This is a genomic window from Rhizobium sp. Root1334 (assembly GCF_001426665.1).
Taxonomy (GTDB): Bacteria; Pseudomonadota; Alphaproteobacteria; order Rhizobiales; family Rhizobiaceae; genus Pararhizobium.
This window is the reverse complement of sequence record NZ_LMEY01000012.1, coordinates 503,946-528,880: the sequence shown is the minus strand read 5'-3', so window position 1 is coordinate 528,880 and position 24,935 is coordinate 503,946. Positions and strand designations below refer to the sequence as shown.

Sequence of the window (24,935 nt, the reverse complement as noted above, 5' to 3'; positions counted from 1 at the left end):
AGCATGATGGTCACGATCCTCGACCGAACCACTCTTGATCCCGATGCCCCGCGCGTTCGCCACCCGGAAAAGGCCCATAAGCCCGATACCGAGATGCTGCGCAAGCCGGAGTGGATCCGCGTCAAGGCGCCGACCTCGAAAGGGTATGCTGAAACCAAGTCGATCGTGAAGGAGCACAAGCTTGTCACGGTCTGCGAAGAGGCGGGCTGCCCGAATATCGGTGAGTGCTGGGACAAGAAGCACGCGACCTTCATGATCATGGGCGAAATCTGTACCCGCGCCTGCGCCTTCTGCAATGTCTCCACAGGCAAGCCGAACGCGCTGGATATGGCCGAGCCGGAGAACGTTGCCAAGGCCGTCAAGCAGATGGGCCTGTCGCACGTCGTCATCACCTCGGTCGACCGTGACGATCTGGCCGACGGCGGCGCCGAGCATTTCGAAAAGGTGATCTGGGCCATCCGCGCCGCATCTCCATTGACGACCATCGAAATCCTGACACCCGACTTCCTGAAGAAGCCCGGTGCGCTGGAGCGCGTCGTCGCCGCCAAGCCCGACGTCTTCAACCACAACATGGAAACAGTTCCGGGCAACTATCTGACGGTTCGTCCGGGCGCCCGTTACTTCCATTCGATCCGGCTTCTGCAGCGGGTCAAGGAACTCGATCCGACGATGTTCACCAAGTCCGGCATCATGGTTGGCCTTGGCGAAGAGCGCAACGAAGTGCTGCAGTTGATGGACGATCTGCGCACGGCGGATGTCGACTTCATGACCATCGGCCAGTACCTGCAGCCGACCCGCAAGCATCATCAGGTCATGAGCTTTGTCACGCCGGAAGAATTCAAGTCCTATGAGACCGTCGCCTATACCAAGGGCTTCCTGATGGTTGCCTCCAGCCCACTGACCCGCTCGTCGCACCATGCCGGCGACGATTTCGCCCGGCTGAAGGCAAACCGCGAGAAGAAGCTGGCGGTAGCCGCCGGATAATCCTTGGCAGGTTGCCAATCTGGATTTGAACTTTATGGTGCGCGGCTCACATGTTTGGAGCCGTCATGCCCTCCTATATTCCGGACACCGAAGATGCCTTGCCGCGTTTGCGGCAGGCAAGCCGCATCCTGGTGATCGGCTGCTCAGGCGGCGGCAAGAGCACGCTGTCAAGAAAGCTGTCCGAAAAACTCGATCTGCCTTACGTCTCGATGGACCGGGATTTTTTCTGGTTGCCCGGCTGGATCAAGCGGCCGAAAGCCGAAGAGCGTGCTCTGATCGCAGCCTGTGTTGCGCAGGATCGCTGGATCATGGACGGCAGCGGACCCTCCACATTTGACCTGCGGTTTCCAAGAACCGATCTGGTTGTCTGGGTTCGGGTACCGCGGCGCGTCTGCCTTTGGGGACTTGTCTGCCGGGTCGCGTCGAGCTTTGGCCGCGTGCGCCCCGACATGGCTCCGGGTTGTCCTGAACAGCTGCCGGATCGTGAATTCCTCTCCTATATCTGGAATTTCGAACAGCGCGTTTCCCCCGTGATTGTCCAGATGCTTGACCGTTACGCGCAGGAGATTCCCGTCCTGACACTGAAAAGCCGCCGGGACATACGTGCATTGACCCAGACCCTGCAGGAAGCCAGCAATGTCGAATAAGCGTTTGAATGTTGAACGGACGGCGGAGGCCCTTCGGACCGCCGATCGCGTTCTCATGATCGGTTGTTCCGGTAGCGGCAAGAGCACTTTGGCGCAGGCGCTTTCCAGACTGTTTGTGCTTCCGTATGTCTCCATGGACCGCGACGTTTTCTGGATGTCGGGCTGGATACCGCGCCCGAGAGCCGACGCGCTTGCGATTGTCGAGCGGGCAGTGGAGCAACCACGATGGATCATGGACGGCACAAGCCCTGGCACTTTGCCGCTGCGCCTGCCGCGCACCGATCTCGTCATCTGGATGCGTCCGCCCCGCCATGTTTCGCTTTATGGTGTCATCAGCCGCTGGGTCCGGTTGCGCGGCAAGACACGCCCGGAAATGGCCGCGAACTGCCCTGAGCGCCTGACGCTGGAATTCCTGTCCTACGTCTGGAATTTCGAGAAGACGGAAAGCCCTGAGATCGAACAGAAGCTGGCGGATTATGGTTCTGACGTGCCGGTGTTCATTGTCCGGTCGCACGGCGAAACACGACGCCTGCTGAAGCATGTCGCTCATCACGCGTCTTCTTCTCGCGCTTGATACCAACCACATCTTGTTTTTCGCGAAATCATTGAATATCTGAACGCCATGCCACAATTCGAGACCCGCCGGCCCGTCAAGCATTCACCCGAACAGATGTTCGATCTGATCGCCGATGTTGAAAAATACCCGCAATTTCTGCCGCTTTGCGAGGCGCTGACCGTGCGTTCGCGCAAGGAGCGTGACGGCAAGGAGCTGCTCGTGGCGGATATGACCGTCGGCTACAAGGCGATCCGCGAGACGTTCACCACACAGGTTCTGCTCAACAAAGCCGAGCGCGTGATCGACGTCAAATATATCGATGGACCGTTCAAATATCTCGACAATCGTTGGAGTTTCGAAGCGTTGGGTGAGGGCGGCTGTTCCGTCAACTTCTTTATCGACTACGAATTCAAGAGCCGTATTCTCGGCGCGCTGATGGGGTCGATGTTCGACCGGGCATTCCGGATGTTTTCCGAAGCGTTCGAGAAGCGCGCCGATACGATCTATGCGACCGTATAGCGGAAACGTCAGCTTGCTGCTGCTTCTTCCAGCATATCAAGTGCCGTGCGCACCGTGGCCAGCCTGACCGCGTCGCGGCCGATATCGCCGTAGCGCATTTCGCGGTGAAGAACGTTGCCGGCACGGCTGGTTGCCGCCAGATGCACCAGTCCGACCGGTTTATCGGCCGATCCGCCCCCCGGACCGGCAACGCCGGTGACGGCAACGGCCAAGTCCGCCTTCGAGTGGCTGAGTGCGCCGCGCACCATCTCGATTGCCGTCTGGCGCGAAACGGCGCCGTGCGTTTCAAGCGTCGCCGTGTTGACTCCGAGCATCTGGATCTTTGCATCGTTGGAATAGGTGACGAAGCCGCGATCGACCACTGACGAGGAACCCGGAATTTCCGTCAGAACACCGGCGATCAGGCCGCCGGTGCAGGATTCGGCCGTGGCGACCATCAGGCCACGTTTCGAAAAGGCGGCGATCAGCCGGTCTGCCTTGGCTGCGATATCCTCCGGCCATCCGCTCATTTGATGCCTCCCGCATAGACAACCGTTGCTGTGGCGATTGCTGCAATGCCTTCGCGGCGGCCGATGAAGCCGATTTGCTCGTTGGTCGTCGCTTTGACCGAGCAGCGATCCAGCGAAATGCCGAGCATATCTGCGAGGTTTTCCCGCATCGCCAGCCGGTGTGGGCCGATCTTCGGGGCCTCGGCAATCAACGAGACATCGGCATTCATGATCGTGCCCCCCTTGTCGCGGACGACTTTTGCCGCGTGTTCCAGAAAGATGCGCGAGGCGGCGCCCTTCCATTGCGGATCGGACGGTGGAAAATGATCGCCGATATCGCCCGCACCGCAGGTGGCAAGCAGGGCGTCGGTCAAGGCATGCAGGGCGACGTCGGCATCGGAATGGCCGAGCAGTGTCTGGTCATGCGGCATGAAGATACCGCAGAGCGTCACGCCGTCGCCATCGACCAGCTGATGTACATCGTAACCATTCCCGGTTCGGACGTCCGGGAGTGCGTTCCGGTTCAGTTTTTCATCGGCCATGGTAATATCCCGTTTGATCGTCAGTTTCACATTGTCGACCGATCCTTCGATCAGCGTCACGGGCATTCCGGCCCATTCGGCGATCGAAGCGTCATCGGTAAAATCGGCGCGGCCGGAGGCGGCGGCGTTGATATGAGCTTCCAGGATCGGCGCGAAGCGGAAGCACTGGGGCGTCTGGGCGCCGTAGAGGCCTGCTCTCGGCACCGTCTCCAAAACCTTTCCATCCGCAGACCCACGTTTCAACGTATCGGCAACCGCGACCGCCGGCAGCAGGGCATCGGCACCTTCGCTCAACGTTGAAACACAGCGGTCAAGCAGAGCATGGTCGATGAACGGCCGCACGGCGTCATGAATCATTACGTGGGTGATGTCGGCCTGTTCCAGCGCTTTCAGTCCCGCCAGCACCGAAAGTTGCCGCGCCGGCCCGCCATGGACGAATGTAATGTTTGAAGTATCGCCTGACACAAGATTGCATGCCTGAGCAAACAGAGCTTCGTCATCGGGATGAATGACGACGACGATCGCCGTTTTCCTCGGCCATGTCGCAAAAACGTCAAGCGTATGGGTCATAACCGGCAGCCCGCCGATCGGGCGATATTGCTTCGGCCCGTCTTGCGGCGAGCCTGCGCGTTCACCCCGCCCGGCAGCGACAATGACGACACCACAGGAAAACTGTTCTTTTGCGTGCATCTTCTATATGGGTTCCTGCAAATAGGCCGCCGCCCGGGCTCGATAGCGAGCACACGGACAGGTCTCTCGCTCCAGACTCAGTCAAATATCAGGCGCATGCCGGTCCGGCAGGCGAAGCTTCAAATCGTTGTGGTGATTTACCGCGAAGGGTGAGGCTTTACCAGTTGTTCGGGAAATTTTGTGGCGAGGCTCTGAAATCGCTTGGCAAGTTCGCCAAGTATGTCTAAAAATAGTGCAGAATAGAGATGTGCTCGAAAGATAATCATTTGCAGGTACCGGATTTGTCCTCCCCGTTCCGGGTTGGCGGGCTCTCCTTTAGAAACCGTGTCGTGCTTGCGCCGATGTCGGGTGTGACGGATTTGCCCTTCCGGCAATTGGCCTGGCGGTTTGGCGCGGGCTTGGTCGTCACTGAAATGGTAGCAAGCCGCGAACTGGTCGGCAACGCATCGGAAAGCTGGTCTCGGCTGAAGAGCTCGGGCATCGATCCGCATATGGTGCAGCTGGCTGGACGCGAGGCCTACTGGATGGGTGAAGCGGCGAAGATCGCTGCGGACAACGGCGCGGATGTCATTGACATCAATATGGGGTGTCCGGCCAAGAAGGTGACGGGTGGCTATTCCGGCTCGGCGCTGATGCGCGATCCCGATCATGCCCTGTCACTGATCGAGGCAACGGTGAAGGCCGTCGATGTGCCCGTGACGCTGAAGATGCGCCTGGGCTGGGACGAAAACTCCATCAATGCCCCGTTGATCGCCAAACGGGCGCAGGATGCTGGTGTTCAGATGATCACCATTCATGGCCGCACCCGCATGCAGTTCTATAACGGCCATGCCGATTGGGATGCGATCCACGCCGTTCGTGATGTGATTTCCATACCATTGGTCGCCAATGGCGATGTGGCAACGCGGGAAGACGCCAACGAAATTCTCCAGCGTTCCGGCGCCGAGGCGGTGATGATCGGGCGCTCCAGTCAGGGGCGGCCCTGGCATGCGGGCGTGCTTGCGAGCGCAGTTGAACATCCGGGTGCCGCGGAGATCGCTGAAATCGTGGCGGAGCACTACGGTATGATGCTGGAGTTCTACGGAACCGATATCGGCCTTCGTCATGCGCGAAAACATCTCGGCTGGTATCTCAGCCGATTTGCGCCGCAGCTTGCTGCGCAGGAGAAGGCGGCAATCATGACCTCCACTGATCCTGCCATCGCCTTGTCCGGCGCGGTGGCCGCCATTGCGGCAGGGTGCGCCTTGGGCGAAGAAAAGGATGCAGCATGACCGACAAGATAGGCGATGATGAGCGCAAGGCCGTCAATTCGCTGCCGATGGCGGTTCTGAATGCCATCCAGAACCCGGTGATCCTCGTCGACGAGAAGGGTCTCGTCGCCTTTGCGAACTGGGAGGCGGAGGCATTCTTTGGCGCCAGCGCCAATTATCTCGCCCGCCACGATATCAGCGCCTTCATTCCATTTGGCAGCCCGCTTCTGACGCTGATCGAGCAGGTCCGCGAACGGCGTGCCGCCGTCAACGAGTACCGGGTCGATCTGAGTTCGCCGCGGCTGGGCGCCGACAAGCTTGTCGATCTCTATGTTGCGCCGGTTCTGTCCGAGCCGGGTTCCGTCGTGATCGTCTTCCAGGAACGCTCGATGGCCGACAAGATCGACCGGCAGCTGACCCACCGCGCAGCTGCCCGCTCGGTGACGGGACTGGCCTCGATGTTGGCCCACGAGATCAAGAACCCGTTATCGGGTATCCGCGGTGCAGCCCAGCTGCTTGAAACATCGGTCAACGATGAGGACCGGGCGCTGACGCGGCTGATCTGCGATGAGACGGACCGCATCGTTTCGCTGGTCGATCGCATGGAAGTGTTTTCCGACGAGCGGCCGGTCGATCGTCACCCGGTTAACATTCACTCGGTGCTCGATCACGTAAAGGCCATCGCCAAGGCTGGCTTTGCCCGGAAGATCCGGATTACCGAGAATTACGACCCGTCTCTGCCGCCGGTCTATGCCAATCGCGACCAACTGATCCAGGTGTTTCTCAACCTGATCAAGAACGCGGCGGAAGCGGTTGCCGATAAGCCGGATGGCGAGATCATGCTGACGACGGCCTATCGGCCCGGCATCCGCCTATCGGTTGCCGGAACGCGGGAAAAGATTTCGCTGCCGCTTGAGTTCTGCGTCCATGACAACGGACCGGGTGTGCCCGCCGATCTGGTGCCGCATCTGTTCGATCCGTTCATTACCACCAAGACCAACGGCTCCGGCCTCGGCCTCGCCCTCGTCGCCAAGATCATTGGCGGCCATGGCGGCATCGTCGAGTGCGACAGCCAGTCGAGCCGTACGACATTCCGTGTTCTGATGCCCGCGTCGAAAGGCCCGACCGCCGAAGACAGCGAGCCTCTGGCTATTGTAAAAGGACAATCCCGATGACTGGCGCCACTATCCTCGTCGCTGATGACGACGCAGCCATCCGTACCGTTCTCAACCAGGCGCTGAGCCGCGCCGGTTATGACGTTCGCATCACCTCCAATGCAGCGACGCTGTGGCGGTGGATATCGGCCGGCGATGGCGATCTTGTTGTGACCGACGTTGTCATGCCCGACGAAAATGCCTTCGATCTCTTGCCGCGCATCAAGAAGGCGCGGCCGGATCTGCCGGTTCTGGTAATGAGCGCCCAGAACACGTTCATGACGGCAATCAAGGCCTCTGAAAAAGGCGCCTATGATTATCTGCCGAAACCATTCGATCTGACCGAACTGATCGCCATCATCGGCCGCGCTCTTGCAGAGCCGAAGCGCAAGCCGGTCAAGCACGAAGACGACACGCAAGATGGCATGCCGCTGGTCGGCCGCTCTGCCGCCATGCAGGAAATTTACCGCGTCCTTGCTCGGTTGATGCAGACTGATCTGACGCTGATGATCACCGGCGAATCCGGTACCGGCAAGGAACTGGTTGCCAAGGCGTTGCACGATTACGGCAAGCGCCGCAACGGTCCTTTTGTTGCGATTAACATGGCGGCGATCCCGCGCGACCTGATCGAATCGGAATTGTTCGGCCACGAGAAGGGCGCCTTCACCGGCGCGCAGAACCGTTCGACCGGCCGCTTCGAACAGGCCGAAGGCGGCACGCTGTTTCTTGACGAAATCGGCGACATGCCGATGGATGCGCAGACACGTCTGCTGCGCGTGTTGCAGCAGGGCGAATATACGACGGTCGGCGGCCGCACGCCGATCCGCTCCGACGTGCGCATTGTTGCTGCGACCAACAAGGATCTGAAGCAGTCGATCAACCAGGGCCTGTTCCGCGAAGATCTTTACTACCGGCTCAATGTCGTGCCGCTACGGCTGCCGCCGCTGCGCGACCGCGCCGAGGATATCCCCGATCTCGTCCGCCATTTCGTCCAGCAGGCCGAAAAGGAAGGCCTCGATGTCAAACGCTTCGATCAAGAGGCGCTGGAGCTGATGAAGGCCCACCCGTGGCCCGGCAACGTGCGTGAACTGGAAAACGTCGTGCGCCGCCTGACTGCACTTTATCCACAGGACGTCATCACCCGCGAAATCATCGAAACGGAGCTGCGTTCCGACATTCCCGACAGCCCGATCGAGAAGACGCCGGGCCGATCGGGATCAATGTCGATTTCGCAGGCGGTGGAGGAGAATATGCGGCAATATTTTGCCGGATTTGGCGAGGGGCTGCCGCCGGCCGGCCTGTATGACCGTGTGCTCGCCGAAATGGAATATCCGCTTATTCTGGCTGCCCTGACGGCAACGCGAGGTAACCAGATCAAGGCGGCCGACCTGCTCGGCCTGAACCGGAACACCCTGCGCAAGAAAATCCGCGAGCTTGGGGTTTCGGTTTACCGCAGCTCACGTAGCGCTTGACTTGCCTCACAGAAGCGTTGCATTTTCGCCACAATATGTTGCTTAGAAAGCACACGGATGACGGTGATTCTTTCCGCTCGTCATCCGCCGGATCTGGCCTCCTTGCATTGGAAAGCAGGGAGTCGATCGGGTCATGGCGGTCAATTTCTTGACCATGGCGCGTAAAAAAAATGCCCGCCGCTTTCCGATCGAAAGCGAGCCGGGGCGGGGGATGCATTTCTGATGGCCGAAGGGCTGATTGAGCCGATGGCGAAAGACGACGTTGCCGTGATCGGCCATGACCGGCGTGCATCTTTCGCATTGCCAGGTCTGTTGCTGGCAACCGGAGCCCTGGTCTGCGCGATCATATCGCTGCTGATTCTACTCGGGCTTACCCCGATCAGGCCGGAAACCAATGTCATTATCGGTTCGGCGGCGATCAATGCGTTGTTTGTCATCGGACTGCTGTTTCTGATCGGCCGGGAGATCCTGCGCCTATTGAAGGCGCGTAGCCGAGGCAGGGCGGCAGCACGGCTGCATGTGCGCATCGTCGCGCTGTTTTCGATCGTTGCAATCACGCCGGCAATCCTGGTGGCGATCTTTGCCAGCATCACGCTCGATGTTGGTCTCGACCGCTGGTTTTCCCTGCGCACGCAATCGATCGTCAGGTCGTCGCTTGACGTGGCGCAGGCCTATATGATGGAAAATGCCAGCTACCTGCAGGGACAGACCGTCTCCATGGCCAATGACCTGGAGCGCAACCGCCAGCTTTACAGCCTCGACCGCACGGGCTTTATCGAGTTGATGACACGCCAGGCCCGTGGGCGCGGCATGCTCGGCGCTTTCCTTGTCCGTGGCGATGGTTCGCCAATCCTTCAGGCCAATATTCCGACCGAGCGGCCGCTGCCGGCCATTCCGAAGGATGCGCTGTTGAGCACCGTATCCGGCCAGCCGACCCTTATTCCGCCTGGCGTGACCAACCTTGTCGGCGCGATCATCCCGATCGACAATATCGAAGGTGCTTATCTCTATACCGTGCGCAGCGTCGATCCGAAGGTCATGCGCTCGATGCGGCTGATGGAGGAGAATACTGCCGAATATAAGAATCTCGAGGCTGGCCGGACATCGTTGCAGGTGGCGTTCGGGGTGCTTTATCTCGGTTTCGCTCTGATCGTGCTTCTGGCGGCGATCTGGACCGCTATTGCGGTTGCCGACCGTATCGTCCGCCCGATCCGGCTTCTGATCGGAGCCGCCGATAGCGTGGCCAGCGGCAATCTGAATGTCATCGTGCCCGTGCATGCAGTGGATGGCGATGTCGGCAGCCTTTCGCGCACCTTCAACAAGATGATCGCTGAAATCCGTACGCAGCGCGACCAGATCCTTGAGGCGAAGGATGAGATGGATGACCGGCGGCGGTTCATCGAGGCTGTGCTTTCAGGCGTGACGGCAGCCGTAATTGGTGTCGAGGATGACCGGCGCATCACCATCGCCAATCCGTCCTCGGAGCATTTCCTGTCGCGTACGACGCTGGAACTGGTCGGTGAAAAGCTTGCTGATGTAGCGCCCGAGATCGAGCAGGTCCTCAATGAGGCCGCCAGCCGCCATCGCAACGACTATCGCAAGCAGATCAACATCATGCGCGGTGGCACCGAGCGGACGTTGAATGTGCAGGTAACGCGCGAGGAATCGCACGACGCCAAGGATTCCTACGTTATCACCGTCGATGACATTACCGACCTCGTGATCGCCCAGCGCTCGACCGCCTGGGCCGACGTCGCCCGCCGCATCGCCCATGAAATCAAGAACCCGTTGACGCCCATCCAACTGTCGGCCGAACGGCTGAAGCGCCGCTATGGTAAGCAGATCAACCAGGACGATCGCACGGTGTTTGACCAGTGTACGGATACAATCGTCCGCCAGGTCGAGGATATCGGCCGGATGGTTGATGAATTCTCCGGGTTTGCCCGCATGCCGAAGCCGACCAAGGAAAAGGCCGATCTGCGCAACATCCTCAAGGATGCAATCTTCCTGCGCGAGATGGGCAATACCCATGTGACCTTTATCCGCGATCTCGGTGAAGAACCGCTCGACGGCACGTTCGATAGCCGCATGCTGGGCCAGGCCTTCGGCAACATCATCAAGAACGCGGTCGAGGCGATCGAGGCCTTGCCGGCAGACGCTGTTCGCGGCGATCGAAAGGTGATGGTGCGGTCACGATTGAATGAAACGAGCGGCCAATTCGTTGTTGATATTATCGACAACGGTCGGGGACTGCCGACCGAAAATAGACACCGTATTCTCGAGCCCTACATGACGATGCGCGAAAAAGGCACCGGCCTTGGCCTCGCGATCGTCAAGAAGATCATCGAGGACCACGGCGGGCAATTGGAACTGCATGACGCACCCGCCGATTTCGATCGCGGCCAAGGCGCCATGATTCGCATTATCTTGCCGCCGGCCGGACAGAGCAGTGGCACTGAAGACAGACAAGACAAGGATACTTCCTATGGCGGCTGACATTCTGGTTGTGGACGACGAAGAAGACATTCGCGAGATCGTCTCCGGCATCCTGTCCGACGAAGGGCACGAAACCCGTACCGCGTTCGACAGCGACAGCGCGCTTGCCGCCATCAGCGATCGCGTGCCGCGCCTTGTCTTCCTGGATATATGGATGCAGGGCAGCCGGCTCGATGGCCTGGCGCTTCTCGACGAGATCAAGAGCCGCTATCCGGATCTGCCGGTGGTGATGATTTCGGGTCACGGCAATATCGAGACGGCCGTTTCGGCAATCCGCCGTGGCGCCTATGACTTCATCGAAAAGCCCTTCAAGGCAGACCGGTTGATCCTGATTGCCGAACGGGCGCTGGAAAATTCCAAGCTGAAGAAGGAAGTCTCCGAGCTGAAGAAGCGCTCCGGCGATCCCGTCGAGCTGATCGGAACCTCGGTTGCCGTTTCTCAACTGCGCCAGACCATCGAGAAGGTTGCGCCGACCAACAGCCGCATCATGATCAACGGCCCATCCGGCTCCGGCAAGGAGCTGGTTGCCCGGATGATCCACCGCAAGTCTTCGCGGGCCGGGGGTCCGTTCGTGGCGTTGAATGCGGCGGCGATCACGCCCGATCGCATGGAAATTGCGTTGTTCGGCACTGAGGGAACTCCGGGCCAGCCGCGCAAGACCGGTGCGCTTGAGGAAGCCCATGGCGGCATGCTTTACCTCGATGAAGTCGGCGAAATGCCGCGCGAGACGCAGAACAAGATCCTGCGTGTTCTCGTCGATCAGCAGTTCGAACGGGTTGGTGGTTCCAAGCGCGTCAAGGTCGATGTCCGCATCATTTCCTCGACTGCCTACAATCTGGAAAGCCAGATCGCCGAAGGCGCTTTTCGCGAGGACCTCTATCACCGGCTGGCGGTGATCCCCGTACGTGTGCCGCCGCTGGCGGAGCGGCGTGAGGACATTCCGTTCCTAGTCGACATGTTCATGCGCCAGATCAGTGAGCAGGCGGGTATCCGCACCCGCAAGATCGGCGACGATGCGCTGGCGGTACTGCAATCACATGACTGGCCGGGCAATATCCGGCAGTTGCGTAACAATATCGAGCGGTTGATGATTCTCGCTCGCAGCGATGGTCCGGATACGGCGATCTCGGCCGACATGCTGCCGAGCGAAGTCGGCGACAGCCTGCCGAAAATTTCGGCGCAGGGCGATCATCACATCATGACGTTGCCGCTGCGGGAAGCGCGCGAAATGTTCGAGCGGGATTACCTGATCGCACAGATCAACCGTTTCGGCGGCAATATTTCCCGCACCGCGGAATTCGTCGGCATGGAGCGCTCGGCGTTGCATCGCAAGTTGAAATCGCTCGGCGTCTGAAAAACGCTTCCATCCTTTCGAGACGGATCATCAATCTATGTCGCGCATTGCCTATGTCAACGGCGCCTACCAGCGCCATAGTGAAGCTGCTGTCCATATCGAGGATCGCGGTTTCCAGCTCGCCGATGGCGTCTACGAAGTCTGTGAAATCCGTCACGGATACATCGTAGACCTGACGCGCCATCTCGACCGGCTGGACCGGTCGTTGAGCGAACTGCGCATGGCATGGCCGATGACACGCGCCGCGCTCATCCTGATCATCCGCGAAGTGGCGCGACGCAATCGTGTGAAAAACGGCCTGTTCTATCTGCAGGTCACGCGTGGCGCCGCGCGGCGCGATCATGTTTTTCCGGCAGCGGATACCCCGTCCACCATCGTGGTGACGGCCAAGCGGACCGATGCGTCGGTGATTGCCAAAAAGAATGCATCCGGCATCAGCGCCATCACGGTGCCGGAGAACCGCTGGGATCGCGTCGATATCAAGTCTGTCGGATTGCTGCCGAACGTGCTGGCCCGGCAGGCCGCCAAGGAGCAGGGCGCCCAGGAGGCAATCTTCGTCGAGACCGATGGCACGGTGAAGGAGGGGGCGGCGACCAATGTCTGGATTGTCGACAAGGAGGGCCGATTGCGGACGCGCCACGCCGAACACGGCATTCCGCGCGGCATTACCCGCACGACCTTGAAGGACGTGACTGCCGCGATCGGGCTTGAAATCGTCGAACAGGCGTTTTCCGTCGAGGACATGCTGGAGGCCCGCGAAGTCTTCATCACGGCAGCCACCAGCATCTGTTTTCCGGTCGTTGCCGTTAACGGTAAAACCATCGCAAACGGTCATCCGGGCAGCGTGTCACAGAAAATTCGTGAAGCCTTTTTCGACATTGCGGAAAAGACCGCGATTTGATACCAAATCCGGGGGGACGCTTAAAAGACCAGTTTTTTTCAGCGTTCGGGCTATTCAGATCGTATAATCAACCGGTTAAATCGGACCGGACAATAAGAAAGAAGCGGCGCTATGGCGGAACGTTCTCAGAACTTGCAGGATCTTTTTCTCAACACCGTCCGCAAGCAGAAGATATCTCTGACGATATTTCTTATCAATGGTGTGAAACTGACGGGCGTTGTTACGTCTTTCGACAATTTCTGTGTGCTTTTGCGGCGTGACGGGCATTCCCAGCTCGTATACAAGCACGCGATCTCGACAATCATGCCGGGCCAGCCGATGCAGATGTTCGAGAGCGAAGAATCCGCATCCTGACGGGATACAAGACACATTACCAAACGTGATACCAAATCGGCGTCGATCATCCCGGAGCTTGAAAAGCTTCGTGATGACATGCGCGCCGTTGTCATCGTCCCAGTCCTGAAAAAGACGGGCAGACAGAACGCCGAGATCATTGCCGCCACCTCGACGCGCAGCGATGAAAGCCGGCTGGAAGAAACGATCGGTCTGGCACTCGCCATTGATCTCGAAGTCGTGCACGGCATGATCGTGCCTGTCGCCCAGCCGAAGCCTGGAACACTGCTCGGCAGCGGCAAGATCGAGGAGATCGGCCATCTGCTCAGCGAGCATAATGCCGGTCTCGTGATCATCGATCATCCGCTGACCCCGGTTCAGCAGCGCAATCTGGAAAAGGAATGGAACTGCAAGGTCATCGACCGGACCGGTCTCATCCTGGAAATCTTCGGCCGCCGTGCGTCCACCAAGGAAGGCACGCTGCAGGTCGAGTTGGCGCATCTGAACTATCAGAAGGGCCGTCTTGTTCGCAGCTGGACCCACCTGGAACGCCAGCGCGGTGGCGCAGGTTTCATGGGCGGTCCGGGTGAAACCCAGATCGAGGCCGACCGCCGGCTTTTGCAGGAAAAGATCGTCAAGCTCGAGAAGGAGCTGGAGCAGGTGCGTCGCACCCGCCAGCTCCACCGCGCCAAGCGCAAGAAGGTTCCGCATCCGATCGTCGCCCTCGTCGGCTATACCAATGCCGGCAAGTCGACGCTGTTCAACAGGATCACCGGTGCGGGCGTTCTCGCCGAAGACATGTTGTTTGCGACGCTCGATCCGACGTTGCGCCGGATGAAGCTGCCGCACGGCCGCATGGTCATGCTGTCCGACACCGTCGGTTTCATTTCCGACCTGCCGACCCATCTGGTTGCTGCCTTCCGTGCGACGCTGGAAGAGGTGCTGGAAGCCGACCTGATCCTGCATGTGCGCGATCTCTCCGATCCGGATAATCAGGTGCAAGCGCAGGATGTCATTCGCATTCTCGACGATCTCGGCATCGATGAGAAGGCTCGCTCCGAGCGCATCATCGAGACCTGGAACAAGATCGATCTCTTGGATGCCGATGCGCATGACAGTCTCGTCCAGAAGGCAGAGAACTCGGAAAATACCGTTGCTGTTTCGGCTGTTACGGGCGAGGGCGTCGATCACCTTCTCGACGAGATCAACAAGCGTCTGTCTGGTGTCCTGATGGAATGCAATGTCGTGCTGCCGGCCAGCAAGCTGAAATTACTGTCCTGGATCTACGAGCACACGATGGTTGATGGCCGGGAAGACCTGGAAGACGGTTCGGTCAGCCTTGATCTCCGCATGACGCCCAGCGAATCGGAAGAACTCGACCGGCGGCTCGGCAATGGCCCAAAAGCCGCGGCACAGGACTGGTAGTCCTTGAAATGAGTGTTGACGTAACGGCATGCCGTTACGTCACGTCAATGCGCAGCAGAATGTCAGGTCAGCTGCCGCTCGATCGCCTTTGCCGCCTGCCAAAGGTCTTCCATCCGCTCAAGCGTAGCGTCCTCAAGCGTTTCGCCAACGGCCTCCAGCTCCGTCTCGATATGCGCAAAACGGCGCCGGAATTTGGTGTTGGTGCCGCGCAATGCCATTTCGGGATCGGCGCCGACATGGCGGCCGATATTGACCACGGCGAAGATCAGGTCGCCAAGTTCGTCCGCTACCTTTGCCTTGTCGTTCGACGCCAAAGCCTCGCGCAGTTCGGCTATCTCTTCCTCGATCTTGTCGAGGATCGGTTCGGGCGAAGACCAGTCGAAGCCGACCTTGGCAGCGCGCTCCTGCAATTTCAGCGCCTCCACGAGCGCCGGGAAACTGCGCTGGACGGAACCGAGATGTCCCTTGTTGACATCTTCTGGTAGGCCGCGTTTCGCCCGCCGCTCGCGGCGCTCGGCCTTTTCCGCCTGCTTGATAGCGTCCCACTGGAGTTTCACTGCTTGCGGCGTGTCCGCATCGGACCGTGCAAACACATGCGGATGGCGCCGGATCATCTTTCGCGTGATCGCTTCCACCACGTCGCCAAAAGCGAAATCGCCAGATTCCTCGGCCATACGGGCGTGAAAAACCACCTGCAGCAGGAGATCGCCGAGCTCGTCGCAGAGATCGTCCATGTCAGCGCGCTCGATGGCGTCAGCAACTTCATAGGCTTCCTCAAGCGTATAGGGCTTGATGGTCTCGAAGGTCTGGACAATGTCCCAAGGGCAGCCCGTCACCGGCTGGCGCAGGGCTTCCATGATGTCGAGCAGGCGGTTGATATCCTTGGAGGGCTGCATGGGGCTCAATTCAGCGGAATGGCGTTGTCGTCCTTGCCGGCCTGATAGTCATCCGACAGCGATTGGTATCGTGCACGGATGCGCTGATCCTGCGCCCGCAGCTTTGCCTTGTCGGTTTCATCCGATGTTGCCACCAGATCGGCGATCGATGCCGAGCGCCAGAAAGCGTTGGTCTTGGCATAACCACCGGGATCGAGCCGGAAAACCTCTTTCAGGATTTTCAGGTCGTGCGGGATCGAGAACGCGTCGCGCGAATCTTCATGGCTGAACAGATAGTAGAAATTGTCGAAGCCTGCCCAGGTGATCGCCGACAGGCACATCGAGCAGGGTTCGTGGGTCGACAGGAAGATCAGGTCCTTGGTGTCAGGCTTTTCCGCGCGCTCGTAGAAGCGCTTCAGCGTATGCACTTCGCCATGCCAGAGCGGATTTTCCGTTTCGTTGTTGGTTTCGGCAATCACCAGCGACAGATCCGATTTGCGCAGGATCGCCGCGCCAAAAACCTTGTTGCCGGCAGCGACACCCTGTTCCGTCAGGGGCAGGACATCGGATTCGATGACGGTCAGCAGGCGTTCTGCAAGCTTGGAATTGTTCATCAGGTCATGGCTCCGGACAACAGGGTTTGTGGCATTTAGCGGATTTCGGCCGTCATAGGCAATGCTTGCAGACTCGATCTTGCCGCGCTCGATGGCTGGATCGCCGGAGAGATTTGCTCAAATTACGCTGGAGTCGAGCAAAAGAATATCCGCCTGCAAAGGCTTCGGAATTTCTGTTTCTTCAATGTTCGCCTTATAAAGGGGATATTCCGCAGAACCTGTAAAAGGATCAGAATCCCACGTTATGACCGAGCAACTGACCGTCTTTCCGGCCTTCTTCCGCGTTGCGCAGAAATGCGTGGCGGTGTTTGGCAATGGCGACGAGGCGTTTGCCAAGGTGCGGTTGCTGTTGAACACGCAGGCGCGGATCGTTGTCTATGCGGATCAGCCCGAAACAGATTTTGCGGCGTTTCTCTCCGCCAATGCCATAGGGCTTGTGCAAGAGCGTTTCGAGGCGAGCCAGGTCGATCGCGCGACACTGGTCTTTGCTGCGACCGGCGATGCCTTGCAGGACCGTTTGATCGTGGCCGCCGCCCGCGCTCAGAAAATTCCGGCCAATGCGGTCGATCAGCCCGAATTCTGCGATTTCCTGACGCCGGCGCTGGTTAATCGTGCGCCGGTTGCCGTTGCTATAGGTACGGAAGGGGCAGGCCCGGTGCTGGCGCAGATGATCCGCGCACAGATCGACCAGCTGCTTTCTCCCTCGCTTGGTGCGCTTGCCTCACTGGCGCAGGCTTACCGTGATACGGCTGACCGCGTTCTGCCGCGTGGTGTTTCTCGCCGGGTTTTCTGGCGCCGCTTCTTTTCCGGCCCTGTTGCCGACCAGGTCTCGCTCGGAAACGTCACTGAAGCTCGCCGCGAAGCATCGCGGTTGCTGCAGTCGGTCGATCGCGTTCCCGGTCACGTCTGGCTGGTTGGCGCTGGTCCGGGTGCCGAAGACCTTTTGACCCTGCGGGCGCAGCGCGTGATGATGGAAGCAGACGTGATCGTCTATGATGCGCTGGTGCCGCAGGCGATCGTCGATATGGGCCGCCGCGACGCCGAGCGTCTGTCTGTCGGCAAGCGCAAGGGCTGCCATTCGAAATCGCAGGACGAAATCAATCAGTTGCTGGTGCGCCTCGGCCAGGACGGCAAGCGTGTTGTCCGGCTGAAATCGGGTGATCCGTTGGTCTATGGCCGTGCGGGGGAAGAAATGGCGGCGCTTCGCGAAGCCGGTATCACCTACGAGATTGTCCCCGGCATCACGTCTGCCTTTGCGGCTGCCGCCGATTTCGAACTGCCGCTGACGCTGCGCGGTGTTGCCTCCTCGCTGATCTTTACCACCGGCCACGACCTGACCGGTGACGTTCTGCCCGATTGGGCGCGTCTTGCCATTTCCGGCGCCACCATTGCCGTCTATATGGGCCGCACGGTGGCAGCCTCCGTTGCCGCGCGCCTGATCGAGGCTGGTTTGCCGCAGGAGACCACTGTTGCGGTGATCGAGAATGCCAGCCGCGCGGAGCGCAAGCTGTTGCATGGCACGCTCAAGGATCTGCCGGACCTGCAATATCGCTACGAGCTGGATGGTCCGGTCATGGTGATCATCGGCGATGCGGTTGCGGGTGCGAATTTCGAGCGGTCTGAGCCGCTTGTCGCCCAGAAGAATACCGGCACCAAAACTGTGGCGGCGCACAAACAGACTGACGAAGTGAGGAACTGACATGGCCGACAAGGTACTGACCGCAAACCGCCTGTCCGACGGCATTTCCGTCTGGCTTGATGCCTCGGGCAATTGGGTGGAATCGCTGCAGGACGCCTTTATCGCTCGCCATGCCGAAGCGGTCACAGCTTTGGAAGCAACTGGCAAGGCCGCCTTTGCCGATAACAAGGTGGTTGACGTGAACGTTATCGATATTGAAGAAGTGGCAGGCGTGCTGCGGCCGTTGCGTATGCGTGAACGCGTCCGCGCCGAAGGCCCGACGATCGACTATGCACCGGGATACAAGGGGCTGAGCGGCCCCGTGCACGCGGCTTAAGGAAAAGAAGACCGATGTACCGTTACGACGAATTCGACCATACGTTTGTTGCCGGCCGTGTCGCGCAGTTCCGCGATCAGGTAACCCGCCGCCTCTCCGGCGAGCTCGCTGAGGATGCCTTCAAGCCACTCAGGCTGATGAACGGCGTCTACCTCCAGCTTCACGCCTACATGCTGCGCGTTGCGATCCCTTATGGCACGCTGAACAGCAAGCAGATGCGTATGCTCGCTCATATCGCCCGCAAATACGATCGCGGTTATGGCCATTTCACCACGCGCCAGAACATCCAGTACAACTGGCCAAAGCTGTCGGACACGCCGGATATCCTGGCGGAACTGGCGTCTGTCGAAATGCATGCCATCCAGACGTCGGGTAACTGTATTCGCAACGTCACCGCTGACCATTTTGCCGGTGCCGCTGCTGACGAAGTCGCCGATCCGCGTCCCTACGCCGAAATTCTGCGCCAGTGGTCGTCCGTTCACCCGGAATTCTCTTTTCTGCCGCGCAAGTTCAAGATCGCCGTCACGGGCGCCGAGCGCGACCGTGCGGCTATTCAGGTGCATGACATCGGCCTGCACCTGAAGAAGAACGACAAGGGCGAGATCGGCTTTGCCGTTTATGTCGGTGGCGGGCAGGGACGTACACCCATGATCGCCAAGAAGATCCGCGACTTCCTGCCGGAAGAAGATTTGTTATCCTACACGACAGCGGTCATGCGCGTGTACAACCTGCACGGCCGCCGCGACAACAAGTACAAGGCCCGCATCAAGATCCTCGTGCACGAAACGGGTGCCGAAGTTCTGACCGGTCAGGTTGAGCAGGAGTTCCTGCAGCTGAAGAATACTGAATTGAAGCTGCCGGAAGGGGATATCCAGGCCATCACCAGCTATTTCGCCCTTCCGCCGCTGACCGACCGTGCAGAAGGCTGGGCCAATCTCGCAGGCTGGAAGAAGGCGGATCCGGACTTTGCCCGCTGGGTGCAGCAGAACGTCCAGCCGCACAAGCATCCGGACTACGGCATGGTGACCGTATCGCTGAAGCCGATCGGCGGCATTCCAGGTGACGCCAGCGACAGCCAGATGGACGCGATTGCTGACCTGGCGGAAGAATACGCCTTCGATGAAATCCGCATCAGCCACGAGCAGAACATCATCCTGCCGCATGTGGCGCTGGCCGATCTGGAGGCGCTTTATCGCGGTCTCGTTTCGATTGGGCTGGCGACGGCCAATGCCGGCCTGATCACCGACATCATTGCCTGTCCTGGCTTGGATTATTGTGCGCTCGCCAATGCGCGCTCGATCCCGCTGGCGCAGGAAATCTCCACGCGCTTCGGTGACGCCGATCGGCAGGCTGAAATCGGTGAATTGAAGATCAAGATTTCCGGTTGCATCAATGCCTGCGGCCACCATCATGTCGGCCATATCGGCCTTCTGGGCGTGGAGAAGAAGGGCGCAGAGCTCTACCAGATCACCCTTGGCGGCTCCGGCGATGAGAACACGTCGATCGGCGAAATAATCGGCCGCGGGTTTGAGCCGGAAAAGGTGACGGACGCGATCGAGACCATCGTCAACACCTATCTCGGCCTGCGCAACGATGCCTCGGAGATTTTTCTCGATGCCTATCGCCGGGTCGGGCCGCAGCCCTTCAAGGACGCCCTCTACGGTGGCAACGCCCAGGAAGCCGCCTGAGAAGGCAAGGATAAAGACATGACGAAAATCTGGAAAGAAACCGGCTTCGTGACCGACGATCCCTGGGTTGTAGAAACCGAGGAAACCAAGGCCGGTTCGAATGAAAAAGCCATTCTCGGCATTGATGCTTTTCTTGAAAAAGCATCATCAGGCGATAGCGGCCTCGGTGTTTTGATCAATCCGGCCGATGATGTGACGCGGTTGCAACCGTTTCTGGAGCAGGTATCGCTGATTGCGGTGGCGTTCCCCGCTTTCAATGATGGCCGGGCGTTCAGCCACGCCTCGCTGTTGCGCGTTCGTTTGGGTTACGGTAAGGAAATCCGCGCTGTCGGTGATGTGCTGATCGACCAGGTGCCGCTGATGCTGCGCTGTGGTGTCGACAGCTTTGCCGTTTCCAACGAAACCGCACTCAAGCGCCTGTCCGAAGGCCGGTTGCCGGGGATCGACAATCACTACCAGCCGACGGCGAAACCATCGACGGATGCGAAATCCTACAGCTGGCGGCGGGTTTCTTAGGGCCCGCGACAGTCTGAAGCACGCATCAATCTGCAAAAGGCGCTATAATTGGAACGGAATTGCTTCCAAATCAGCGCCTTTTGGAATATCCGCTGATACCTGAAAGCATTACTCATCATTACAGGACCTGACGCCGAAATGAACGCTCCTGCCAAGATCGAAGAATTTGCCGCAACCGTACCTGCCGGCGTGTTTGCTGAAACGGTGACAAAGGTCACGCATTATACGGACCGGCTGTTTAGCTTCCGTATGACGCGGCCGACCGAATTTCGTTTCCGCTCGGGCGAGTTTGCCATGATCGGCTTGATGGTCGATGGCAAGCCGATCTACCGCGCCTATTCGATCGCCAGCCCGGCTTGGGATGATGAGCTTGAGTTCTTCTCGATCAAGGTTCCTGATGGCCCACTGACGTCGCATCTGCAGGGCATCAAGCCCGGCGATCAGGTGCTGATGCGCAAGAAGCCGACGGGTACGCTTGTGCTTGACGCTCTGACCCCCGGCAAGCGCCTCTATATGTTTTCGACAGGAACAGGCATCGCGCCGTTTGCGAGCCTGATCCGCGATCCGGAAACATTCGAAAAATTCGAGGAGGTCATCCTCACGCACACCACGCGCGATGTGGCCGAACTGAAGTACGGCTTCGATCTGATCGAGGAAATCCGCAACCATGAGTTCCTGGCCGAACTGGTCGGCGACAAGCTGCGCCACTATGCAACGGTCACCCGCGAGGATTACCCCTTCAAGGGCCGCATCACCAACCTGATGCGCGATGGCAAGATGTTCTCGGATCTCGGTCTTCCGGCGTTCGACCCGGCCGTCGATCGCGGCATGATCTGCGGCTCGACCGAAATGCTGAAGGAAACCAAGGAAATTCTCGAGGCGGCCGGTTTGCACGAAGGTGCCAACAACAAGCCGGGCGAGTTCGTCATCGAACGCGCATTCGTTGGCTAAATTTCGCACTTGAGATCGGTTGTAAAAAAAATGGGCGGCCCGTGGGCCGCCCTTCTGCATTGAGAGGCCGGATGTTTTCTTGATCCGGCCTTCTCTATTGCTGACCAATCAAAGGAGGAAGTAACCCTTCTGCATGGTGATGGCGTCGTCGAGATGAATGGCGAAGTCGATTTTCCTGTCGCCGTTCACGTCGCCATAGATGTAGGTATCGGACGCTTTCTTGACGTAACGCAACTCGCCTGCGGCGCCGGAAAAGGCGCTCGTGCCGATGAACTTGAACGCTTGATTGCCCGCAATCGTAGTGTCGGCGTCGATTCCCGAAAGATTGATCCGATCTCGCTCAGACCCCCGGAAATCAAAGATCGTGTCACGGTTGGACGCGATATTCGTGGAATCCAAAATAGACGTGAAAACGAATGTGTCAGCGCCGGCATCGCCGGTGAGCTTGTCAGCTCCTCTTCCACCATTCAGGCTGTCAGAGCCAGCGCCGCCAAACAGAGAATCGTTGCCGGTCATCCCGAGAAGCGTGTCATTTCCGCCGTTGCCGTAAAGCGCGTTTGCAGCCTGGTTACCGACAATCTTGTCGTTGGCGGAGCCAGCTTTCACGTTCTCGATCAGTGACGCAAGATTTCCTTCATGGAGCAATGCGTTGAAGATATTGCCGCGTGAGTGGCCATCGTTCGGCCCGCCGCCCAGCCAGGCCAATTGGTCCTTGTTGAACATTGAAAATCCACCGGCGCGAAGATCTATTTGCATGCCGGTCTTGTAAGCTGTCAGATCGTACGTATCGTTGCCGCCGCCATCCCAGATCGTGGCGAAGATGCGGTTGGCACCGGGTTCGATCGCCACCTTGCCATTGACAAGTGTATTGCCGCTTGTCGGTGTCCACTTGTAGACCGTGTTGCCGCTGTTGGTAGTGTAGTCGGCGCCGTACATATGCTGAAGCGCCGCAATATCGGCCATCATGAAGGTTTGCGGTGCACCGAATTGTTCATAATAATAACCGCTACCGCCGATGTAGCTGTTGTATGTCATCACAGAATATTCGACGGAATTGTTTTGAGAGGGCAGTGCACCGAAAGTGTCAGTCTCATGCCCGTGTTTAAGTCCAAGCGCATGGCCAAGTTCGTGGATCATGGTGTGCCAGGCGTAGTTGCCGGCTGTTGGGGTACGATAATCCTCGGAAGTACCAGCATATTCTGTGCCAAACCAGATATCACCCGCCTCATCGTAAGTGCCCGGATAGTAAGCATAGGCGGTGTCCGGGGTATCCGATTGCGCAAAACGGAGGGTTGCTGTGCTGGCGCTGCCAGCGGAGAAATTCAGATTCGTGAAGCCTTCCACCGAAAAACCGTCATTCGCAGCTGAGCCATAGGACTTCTCCATGGCAAAGAGTGCGGCGCCTCTCTGGGCAGTCGAAACGGCGGCGAAATTGTTTGAAGTTTCGTCTGTGTACGTATAGTTGCTGGTCAGCGTAGGAAACGCGTATGTGACGGAAGTGCCACCCCAGGCATAAGTTGAGATTACCCCATCAACGAGTTGGTCGCCTGTCGCAGCAATGGTTTTTGTCGTTTTGCTAATACCCGTCATGTTTGCCCTTTTCGGTGGAGAATATGAAGCTGAAATAACCAAATTTCTGGAAGACTGCCGCTTCGAAAAGCAACCGGAACCAGTCTATGCTACCAATCGCACGTATAACTTTCTTAAAACTGAAGAGGCATTGATATGCTAGTCGTATTTCGCAGGCAATGGCCGCTCCTTGCTCTTTTTGGGGCAATAGCAGGGTTTTTCGGCGGGTCGGTTCTGGCGGCACAAAAACCGGCAGGTGCCGGTGGCATCATGGCGCCAGCGCCGGATCCCGAGGCTGCCGTTCAGGCCGAATATGACAGCGTTGAAAAGAAGGGGACGCGCGAAGCCTACGAGCGCTTTATCCGCCGCCATCCCCAGCATCCGCTGGCACAGAAGGCACGCGAGATGCTTGCGTCGAGAAAGTTTCAGTAATCGCGAGTTGCTTTTTTGTCCGGAAATGTCGCCGGGCCTATTTCCGATGTAAACACAGAAGCTTGGGGGCCGTCGAATAAAGCCCGCCGCAAAATCGTATGTTCTACAATAGCAGTTGACGAAGCTTGAGGGCCTTGCCAGTCTTGCCTTCGGGGCTCTGCAGCTGCGGATTGGTGAGGGATATTGCGTGAGCGCGGGTGCTGTTCTTGTCTGGTCATTGATGGGATTTGCGGGGCTTTTGGCCATCCCCGCGGTCAGTCACACCAATGCGGGCACCACGTTTTCGCTGATGGCATCGTCCATGGCCTTTACCGGCATGGCGCTGGCGCTGTTCATGGCCACCCGTCCGCCTTTCGTTGAGCGGCTTTTCGGTGGTCTCGACCGTATCTACCAGACCCATCGCCGCGTCGGTATCACAGTGCTTGTCCTGATCCTCGTGCACTATTTCGTCACGCCGGATTTCAAGGGGCTGTCGCTGACTGGCGCTTTGAATAAACTTGCGGCGTCCGCGGGGGAATATGCCTTCTATGCCCTCGTGATCCTGCTGGTTCTCAGCATCGTCAAGATCATCCCGAAGACGAAGATCGAGATACCCTATCATTTCTGGCGCTTGACGCACCGTTTCATCGGTCTGCTGTTCATTATGGTTGCTTTCCATCAGACGTTCATCAAGCGGCCCTATGACGGCACGGCCATGCTGGCGACCTATCTCAACATTTTCGCCGTGATCGGAACGTTGAGCTACATCTACACCCAGCTTTTCCCCTGGCTGCGTACCCGGACCTACGAGGTCTCCGATGTGACGCGTCACGAGGGTGCGACGATCATTTCGGCCCGCCCAATCCGGCGTCCGTTGCGCGCCAGGCCCGGCCAGTTCGGGTTTTTCCGGGTCAATAAACCGGGTCTGCGTGAGCCGCATCCCTTCACGATTGCCGGCATGGATGACGACGGCGTCGTCCGCTTTGCGATCAAGCCTCTGGGTGACTATACCAAGGCCTTGCGCGAGGGCATCGCCGCTGGCGACCGGCTGACGCTGGAGGGCGGCTATGGTCATTTCAATCATCGCCGCGGCGGCAAGAAACAGATATGGCTCGCCGGCGGCATTGGTGTTACGCCGTTCCTGGCGATGGCGGGGAGCCTGAAGGGGGATGAGGGGCAGGACATTCACATGGTCTATTGTGTGCGCGAACGGAGCGAGGCCATCGGCCTCGACACCTTTGAGGCGCAGGCGGAAAAACTTTCGAATTTCAGTTTTACTTTACACGATTCCAAAACCGATGGACGGCTCGATGCGGCAAAGCTCGCGGCATCGACTGCGATCGATCCCGCAGGGGCGGACCTCTGGTTCTGCGGGCCGCCATTGCTGCGAAAAACCATTGAGAAGGGACTGACGGAGCTCGGCAAAAGACCCAGACGGGTCGAGTTCGAGCAGTTCGAGTTCCGATAAGGCATAACGTATTTGTC

The 24,935-nt window shown here is 58.8% G+C and carries 24 protein-coding genes; 19 read left to right on the top strand and 5 right to left on the bottom strand.

The features are described from left to right. Nucleotides 1-6 precede the first annotated feature (6 nt). The 4 genes from lipA to ASD36_RS16545 all read left to right on the top strand — a co-directional run bounded on the left by lipA (nucleotide 7) and on the right by ASD36_RS16545 (nucleotide 2,706). The gene (lipA, locus tag ASD36_RS16560; RefSeq protein ID WP_060505618.1) at nucleotides 7-984 is read left to right on the top strand and encodes a lipoyl synthase; all 978 of its coding nucleotides are present in this window, start codon (nucleotides 7-9) and stop codon (nucleotides 982-984) included. Nucleotides 985-1,049: 65 nt separating this feature from the next. Next, nucleotides 1,050-1,631: an AAA family ATPase gene (locus ASD36_RS16555; RefSeq protein ID WP_060505619.1), complete on the top strand. Its 582-nt coding sequence runs from the start codon at nucleotides 1,050-1,052 to the stop codon at nucleotides 1,629-1,631. After that, entirely contained in the window at nucleotides 1,621-2,205 is a 585-nt protein-coding gene (locus tag ASD36_RS16550; RefSeq protein ID WP_060505173.1) for an AAA family ATPase, read from the top strand. Before ASD36_RS16555 ends, ASD36_RS16550 begins: the two co-directional genes overlap by 11 nt. 48 nt (nucleotides 2,206-2,253) lie before the next feature. Then, nucleotides 2,254-2,706 (top strand): type II toxin-antitoxin system RatA family toxin, encoded by a 453-nt coding sequence (locus ASD36_RS16545; protein ID WP_060505174.1) that lies wholly within the window; start codon nucleotides 2,254-2,256, stop codon nucleotides 2,704-2,706. Between the two features lie 8 nt (nucleotides 2,707-2,714). On the opposite strand, the gene ASD36_RS16540 is transcribed toward ASD36_RS16545, so the two are convergent. Both ASD36_RS16540 and ASD36_RS16535 read right to left on the bottom strand, forming a co-directional pair. Next, entirely contained in the window at nucleotides 2,715-3,215 is a 501-nt protein-coding gene (locus ASD36_RS16540; protein WP_060505175.1) for a CinA family protein, read from the bottom strand. Then, nucleotides 3,212-4,426 (bottom strand): bifunctional 2-C-methyl-D-erythritol 4-phosphate cytidylyltransferase/2-C-methyl-D-erythritol 2,4-cyclodiphosphate synthase, encoded by a 1,215-nt coding sequence (locus ASD36_RS16535; RefSeq protein WP_060505176.1) that lies wholly within the window; start codon nucleotides 4,424-4,426, stop codon nucleotides 3,212-3,214. Before ASD36_RS16535 ends, ASD36_RS16540 begins: the two co-directional genes overlap by 4 nt. 245 nt (nucleotides 4,427-4,671) lie before the next feature. Here ASD36_RS16535 and dusB point away from each other — a divergent pair, with 245 nt between their 5' ends. The 8 genes from dusB (at nucleotide 4,672) to hflX (ending at nucleotide 14,811) form a co-directional block, all read left to right on the top strand. Beyond that, nucleotides 4,672-5,697 carry a tRNA dihydrouridine synthase DusB gene (gene dusB / locus ASD36_RS16530; RefSeq protein WP_060505177.1) on the top strand — a complete coding sequence of 342 codons (1,026 nt, stop codon included), beginning with the start codon at nucleotides 4,672-4,674 and terminating at the stop codon, nucleotides 5,695-5,697. After that, nucleotides 5,694-6,851, top strand: a complete 1,158-nt coding sequence (locus ASD36_RS16525) for a nitrogen regulation protein NR(II) (protein WP_060505178.1) — start codon at nucleotides 5,694-5,696, stop codon at nucleotides 6,849-6,851. The genes dusB and ASD36_RS16525 overlap by 4 nt, the downstream gene beginning before the upstream one ends. Then, nucleotides 6,848-8,302, top strand: coding sequence for a nitrogen regulation protein NR(I) (gene ntrC, locus ASD36_RS16520; protein WP_060505179.1), 1,455 nt, complete (start codon nucleotides 6,848-6,850; stop codon nucleotides 8,300-8,302). Before ASD36_RS16525 ends, ntrC begins: the two co-directional genes overlap by 4 nt. A 222-nt stretch (nucleotides 8,303-8,524) precedes the next feature. Next, the gene (locus tag ASD36_RS16515; RefSeq protein ID WP_060505180.1) at nucleotides 8,525-10,798 is read left to right on the top strand and encodes a PAS domain-containing sensor histidine kinase; all 2,274 of its coding nucleotides are present in this window, start codon (nucleotides 8,525-8,527) and stop codon (nucleotides 10,796-10,798) included. After that, nucleotides 10,788-12,152, top strand: coding sequence for a sigma-54 dependent transcriptional regulator (locus ASD36_RS16510; protein WP_060505181.1), 1,365 nt, complete (start codon nucleotides 10,788-10,790; stop codon nucleotides 12,150-12,152). The genes ASD36_RS16515 and ASD36_RS16510 overlap by 11 nt, the downstream gene beginning before the upstream one ends. A gap of 37 nt (nucleotides 12,153-12,189) precedes the next feature. Beyond that, nucleotides 12,190-13,053, top strand: coding sequence for a D-amino-acid transaminase (locus ASD36_RS16505; protein WP_060505182.1), 864 nt, complete (start codon nucleotides 12,190-12,192; stop codon nucleotides 13,051-13,053). Between the two features lie 111 nt (nucleotides 13,054-13,164). Beyond that, nucleotides 13,165-13,407 (top strand): RNA chaperone Hfq, encoded by a 243-nt coding sequence (gene hfq, locus ASD36_RS16500; protein ID WP_018325164.1) that lies wholly within the window; start codon nucleotides 13,165-13,167, stop codon nucleotides 13,405-13,407. A gap of 78 nt (nucleotides 13,408-13,485) precedes the next feature. Continuing rightward, nucleotides 13,486-14,811: a GTPase HflX gene (gene hflX / locus ASD36_RS16495; RefSeq protein WP_060505183.1), complete on the top strand. Its 1,326-nt coding sequence runs from the start codon at nucleotides 13,486-13,488 to the stop codon at nucleotides 14,809-14,811. Nucleotides 14,812-14,873: 62 nt separating this feature from the next. Here hflX and mazG read toward each other — a convergent pair whose 3' ends face one another. Both mazG and ASD36_RS16485 read right to left on the bottom strand, forming a co-directional pair. Further along, complete coding sequence (gene mazG, locus ASD36_RS16490) at nucleotides 14,874-15,707, bottom strand: nucleoside triphosphate pyrophosphohydrolase (RefSeq protein ID WP_060505184.1); 834 nt, start codon at nucleotides 15,705-15,707, stop codon at nucleotides 14,874-14,876. Between the two features lie 5 nt (nucleotides 15,708-15,712). Further along, a complete protein-coding gene (locus tag ASD36_RS16485) occupies nucleotides 15,713-16,300 on the bottom strand; it encodes a nucleoside deaminase (RefSeq protein WP_060505185.1) in 588 nt (195 codons plus the stop codon). A 244-nt stretch (nucleotides 16,301-16,544) separates the two neighbouring features. On the opposite strand from ASD36_RS16485, the gene cysG reads away from it, so the two are divergent. The 5 genes from cysG (at nucleotide 16,545) to ASD36_RS16460 (ending at nucleotide 21,470) form a co-directional block, all read left to right on the top strand. Then, complete coding sequence (gene cysG / locus ASD36_RS16480) at nucleotides 16,545-17,999, top strand: siroheme synthase CysG (protein ID WP_060505186.1); 1,455 nt, start codon at nucleotides 16,545-16,547, stop codon at nucleotides 17,997-17,999. Between the two features lies 1 nt (nucleotide 18,000). Further along, nucleotides 18,001-18,315: a DUF2849 domain-containing protein gene (locus ASD36_RS16475; protein WP_060505187.1), complete on the top strand. Its 315-nt coding sequence runs from the start codon at nucleotides 18,001-18,003 to the stop codon at nucleotides 18,313-18,315. Between the two features lie 14 nt (nucleotides 18,316-18,329). Then, the gene (locus ASD36_RS16470) at nucleotides 18,330-20,003 is read left to right on the top strand and encodes a nitrite/sulfite reductase (protein ID WP_060505188.1); all 1,674 of its coding nucleotides are present in this window, start codon (nucleotides 18,330-18,332) and stop codon (nucleotides 20,001-20,003) included. 18 nt (nucleotides 20,004-20,021) lie between these two features. Beyond that, entirely contained in the window at nucleotides 20,022-20,519 is a 498-nt protein-coding gene (locus ASD36_RS16465; RefSeq protein WP_060505189.1) for a DUF934 domain-containing protein, read from the top strand. 138 nt (nucleotides 20,520-20,657) lie between these two features. Then, nucleotides 20,658-21,470, top strand: a complete 813-nt coding sequence (locus ASD36_RS16460) for a ferredoxin--NADP reductase (protein ID WP_060505190.1) — start codon at nucleotides 20,658-20,660, stop codon at nucleotides 21,468-21,470. Between the two features lie 108 nt (nucleotides 21,471-21,578). Here ASD36_RS16460 and ASD36_RS16455 read toward each other — a convergent pair whose 3' ends face one another. Further along, entirely contained in the window at nucleotides 21,579-23,060 is a 1,482-nt protein-coding gene (locus tag ASD36_RS16455; protein ID WP_060505191.1) for a M10 family metallopeptidase, read from the bottom strand. A 135-nt stretch (nucleotides 23,061-23,195) separates the two neighbouring features. Here ASD36_RS16455 and ASD36_RS16450 point away from each other — a divergent pair, with 135 nt between their 5' ends. Further along, nucleotides 23,196-23,471 carry a hypothetical protein gene (locus ASD36_RS16450; RefSeq protein WP_060505192.1) on the top strand — a complete coding sequence of 92 codons (276 nt, stop codon included), beginning with the start codon at nucleotides 23,196-23,198 and terminating at the stop codon, nucleotides 23,469-23,471. Between the two features lie 187 nt (nucleotides 23,472-23,658). Continuing rightward, complete coding sequence (locus ASD36_RS16445) at nucleotides 23,659-24,918, top strand: ferric reductase-like transmembrane domain-containing protein (protein ID WP_060505620.1); 1,260 nt, start codon at nucleotides 23,659-23,661, stop codon at nucleotides 24,916-24,918. Nucleotides 24,919-24,935 lie beyond the last annotated feature (17 nt).

What these genes read in the sequence shown, in the direction of transcription:
- mazG (WP_060505184.1), bottom strand. Translation starts at nt 15,707, where the DNA reads ATGCAGCCCTCCAAGGATATCAACCGCCTGCTCGACATCATGGAAGCC.
- dusB (WP_060505177.1), top strand. Translation starts at nt 4,672, where the DNA reads ATGTGCTCGAAAGATAATCATTTGCAGGTACCGGATTTGTCCTCCCCG.
- ASD36_RS16455 (WP_060505191.1), bottom strand. Translation starts at nt 23,060, where the DNA reads ATGACGGGTATTAGCAAAACGACAAAAACCATTGCTGCGACAGGCGAC.
- hflX (WP_060505183.1), top strand. Translation starts at nt 13,486, where the DNA reads ATGCGCGCCGTTGTCATCGTCCCAGTCCTGAAAAAGACGGGCAGACAG.
- hfq (WP_018325164.1), top strand. Translation starts at nt 13,165, where the DNA reads ATGGCGGAACGTTCTCAGAACTTGCAGGATCTTTTTCTCAACACCGTC.
- ASD36_RS16470 (WP_060505188.1), top strand. Translation starts at nt 18,330, where the DNA reads ATGTACCGTTACGACGAATTCGACCATACGTTTGTTGCCGGCCGTGTC.
- ASD36_RS16475 (WP_060505187.1), top strand. Translation starts at nt 18,001, where the DNA reads ATGGCCGACAAGGTACTGACCGCAAACCGCCTGTCCGACGGCATTTCC.
- lipA (WP_060505618.1), top strand. Translation starts at nt 7, where the DNA reads ATGGTCACGATCCTCGACCGAACCACTCTTGATCCCGATGCCCCGCGC.
- ASD36_RS16510 (WP_060505181.1), top strand. Translation starts at nt 10,788, where the DNA reads ATGGCGGCTGACATTCTGGTTGTGGACGACGAAGAAGACATTCGCGAG.
- ASD36_RS16505 (WP_060505182.1), top strand. Translation starts at nt 12,190, where the DNA reads ATGTCGCGCATTGCCTATGTCAACGGCGCCTACCAGCGCCATAGTGAA.
- cysG (WP_060505186.1), top strand. Translation starts at nt 16,545, where the DNA reads ATGACCGAGCAACTGACCGTCTTTCCGGCCTTCTTCCGCGTTGCGCAG.
- ASD36_RS16550 (WP_060505173.1), top strand. Translation starts at nt 1,621, where the DNA reads ATGTCGAATAAGCGTTTGAATGTTGAACGGACGGCGGAGGCCCTTCGG.
- ASD36_RS16465 (WP_060505189.1), top strand. Translation starts at nt 20,022, where the DNA reads ATGACGAAAATCTGGAAAGAAACCGGCTTCGTGACCGACGATCCCTGG.
- ASD36_RS16525 (WP_060505178.1), top strand. Translation starts at nt 5,694, where the DNA reads ATGACCGACAAGATAGGCGATGATGAGCGCAAGGCCGTCAATTCGCTG.
- ASD36_RS16460 (WP_060505190.1), top strand. Translation starts at nt 20,658, where the DNA reads ATGAACGCTCCTGCCAAGATCGAAGAATTTGCCGCAACCGTACCTGCC.
- ntrC (WP_060505179.1), top strand. Translation starts at nt 6,848, where the DNA reads ATGACTGGCGCCACTATCCTCGTCGCTGATGACGACGCAGCCATCCGT.
- ASD36_RS16540 (WP_060505175.1), bottom strand. Translation starts at nt 3,215, where the DNA reads ATGAGCGGATGGCCGGAGGATATCGCAGCCAAGGCAGACCGGCTGATC.
- ASD36_RS16535 (WP_060505176.1), bottom strand. Translation starts at nt 4,426, where the DNA reads ATGCACGCAAAAGAACAGTTTTCCTGTGGTGTCGTCATTGTCGCTGCC.
- ASD36_RS16485 (WP_060505185.1), bottom strand. Translation starts at nt 16,300, where the DNA reads ATGAACAATTCCAAGCTTGCAGAACGCCTGCTGACCGTCATCGAATCC.
- ASD36_RS16515 (WP_060505180.1), top strand. Translation starts at nt 8,525, where the DNA reads ATGGCCGAAGGGCTGATTGAGCCGATGGCGAAAGACGACGTTGCCGTG.
- ASD36_RS16450 (WP_060505192.1), top strand. Translation starts at nt 23,196, where the DNA reads ATGCTAGTCGTATTTCGCAGGCAATGGCCGCTCCTTGCTCTTTTTGGG.
- ASD36_RS16545 (WP_060505174.1), top strand. Translation starts at nt 2,254, where the DNA reads ATGCCACAATTCGAGACCCGCCGGCCCGTCAAGCATTCACCCGAACAG.
- ASD36_RS16555 (WP_060505619.1), top strand. Translation starts at nt 1,050, where the DNA reads ATGCCCTCCTATATTCCGGACACCGAAGATGCCTTGCCGCGTTTGCGG.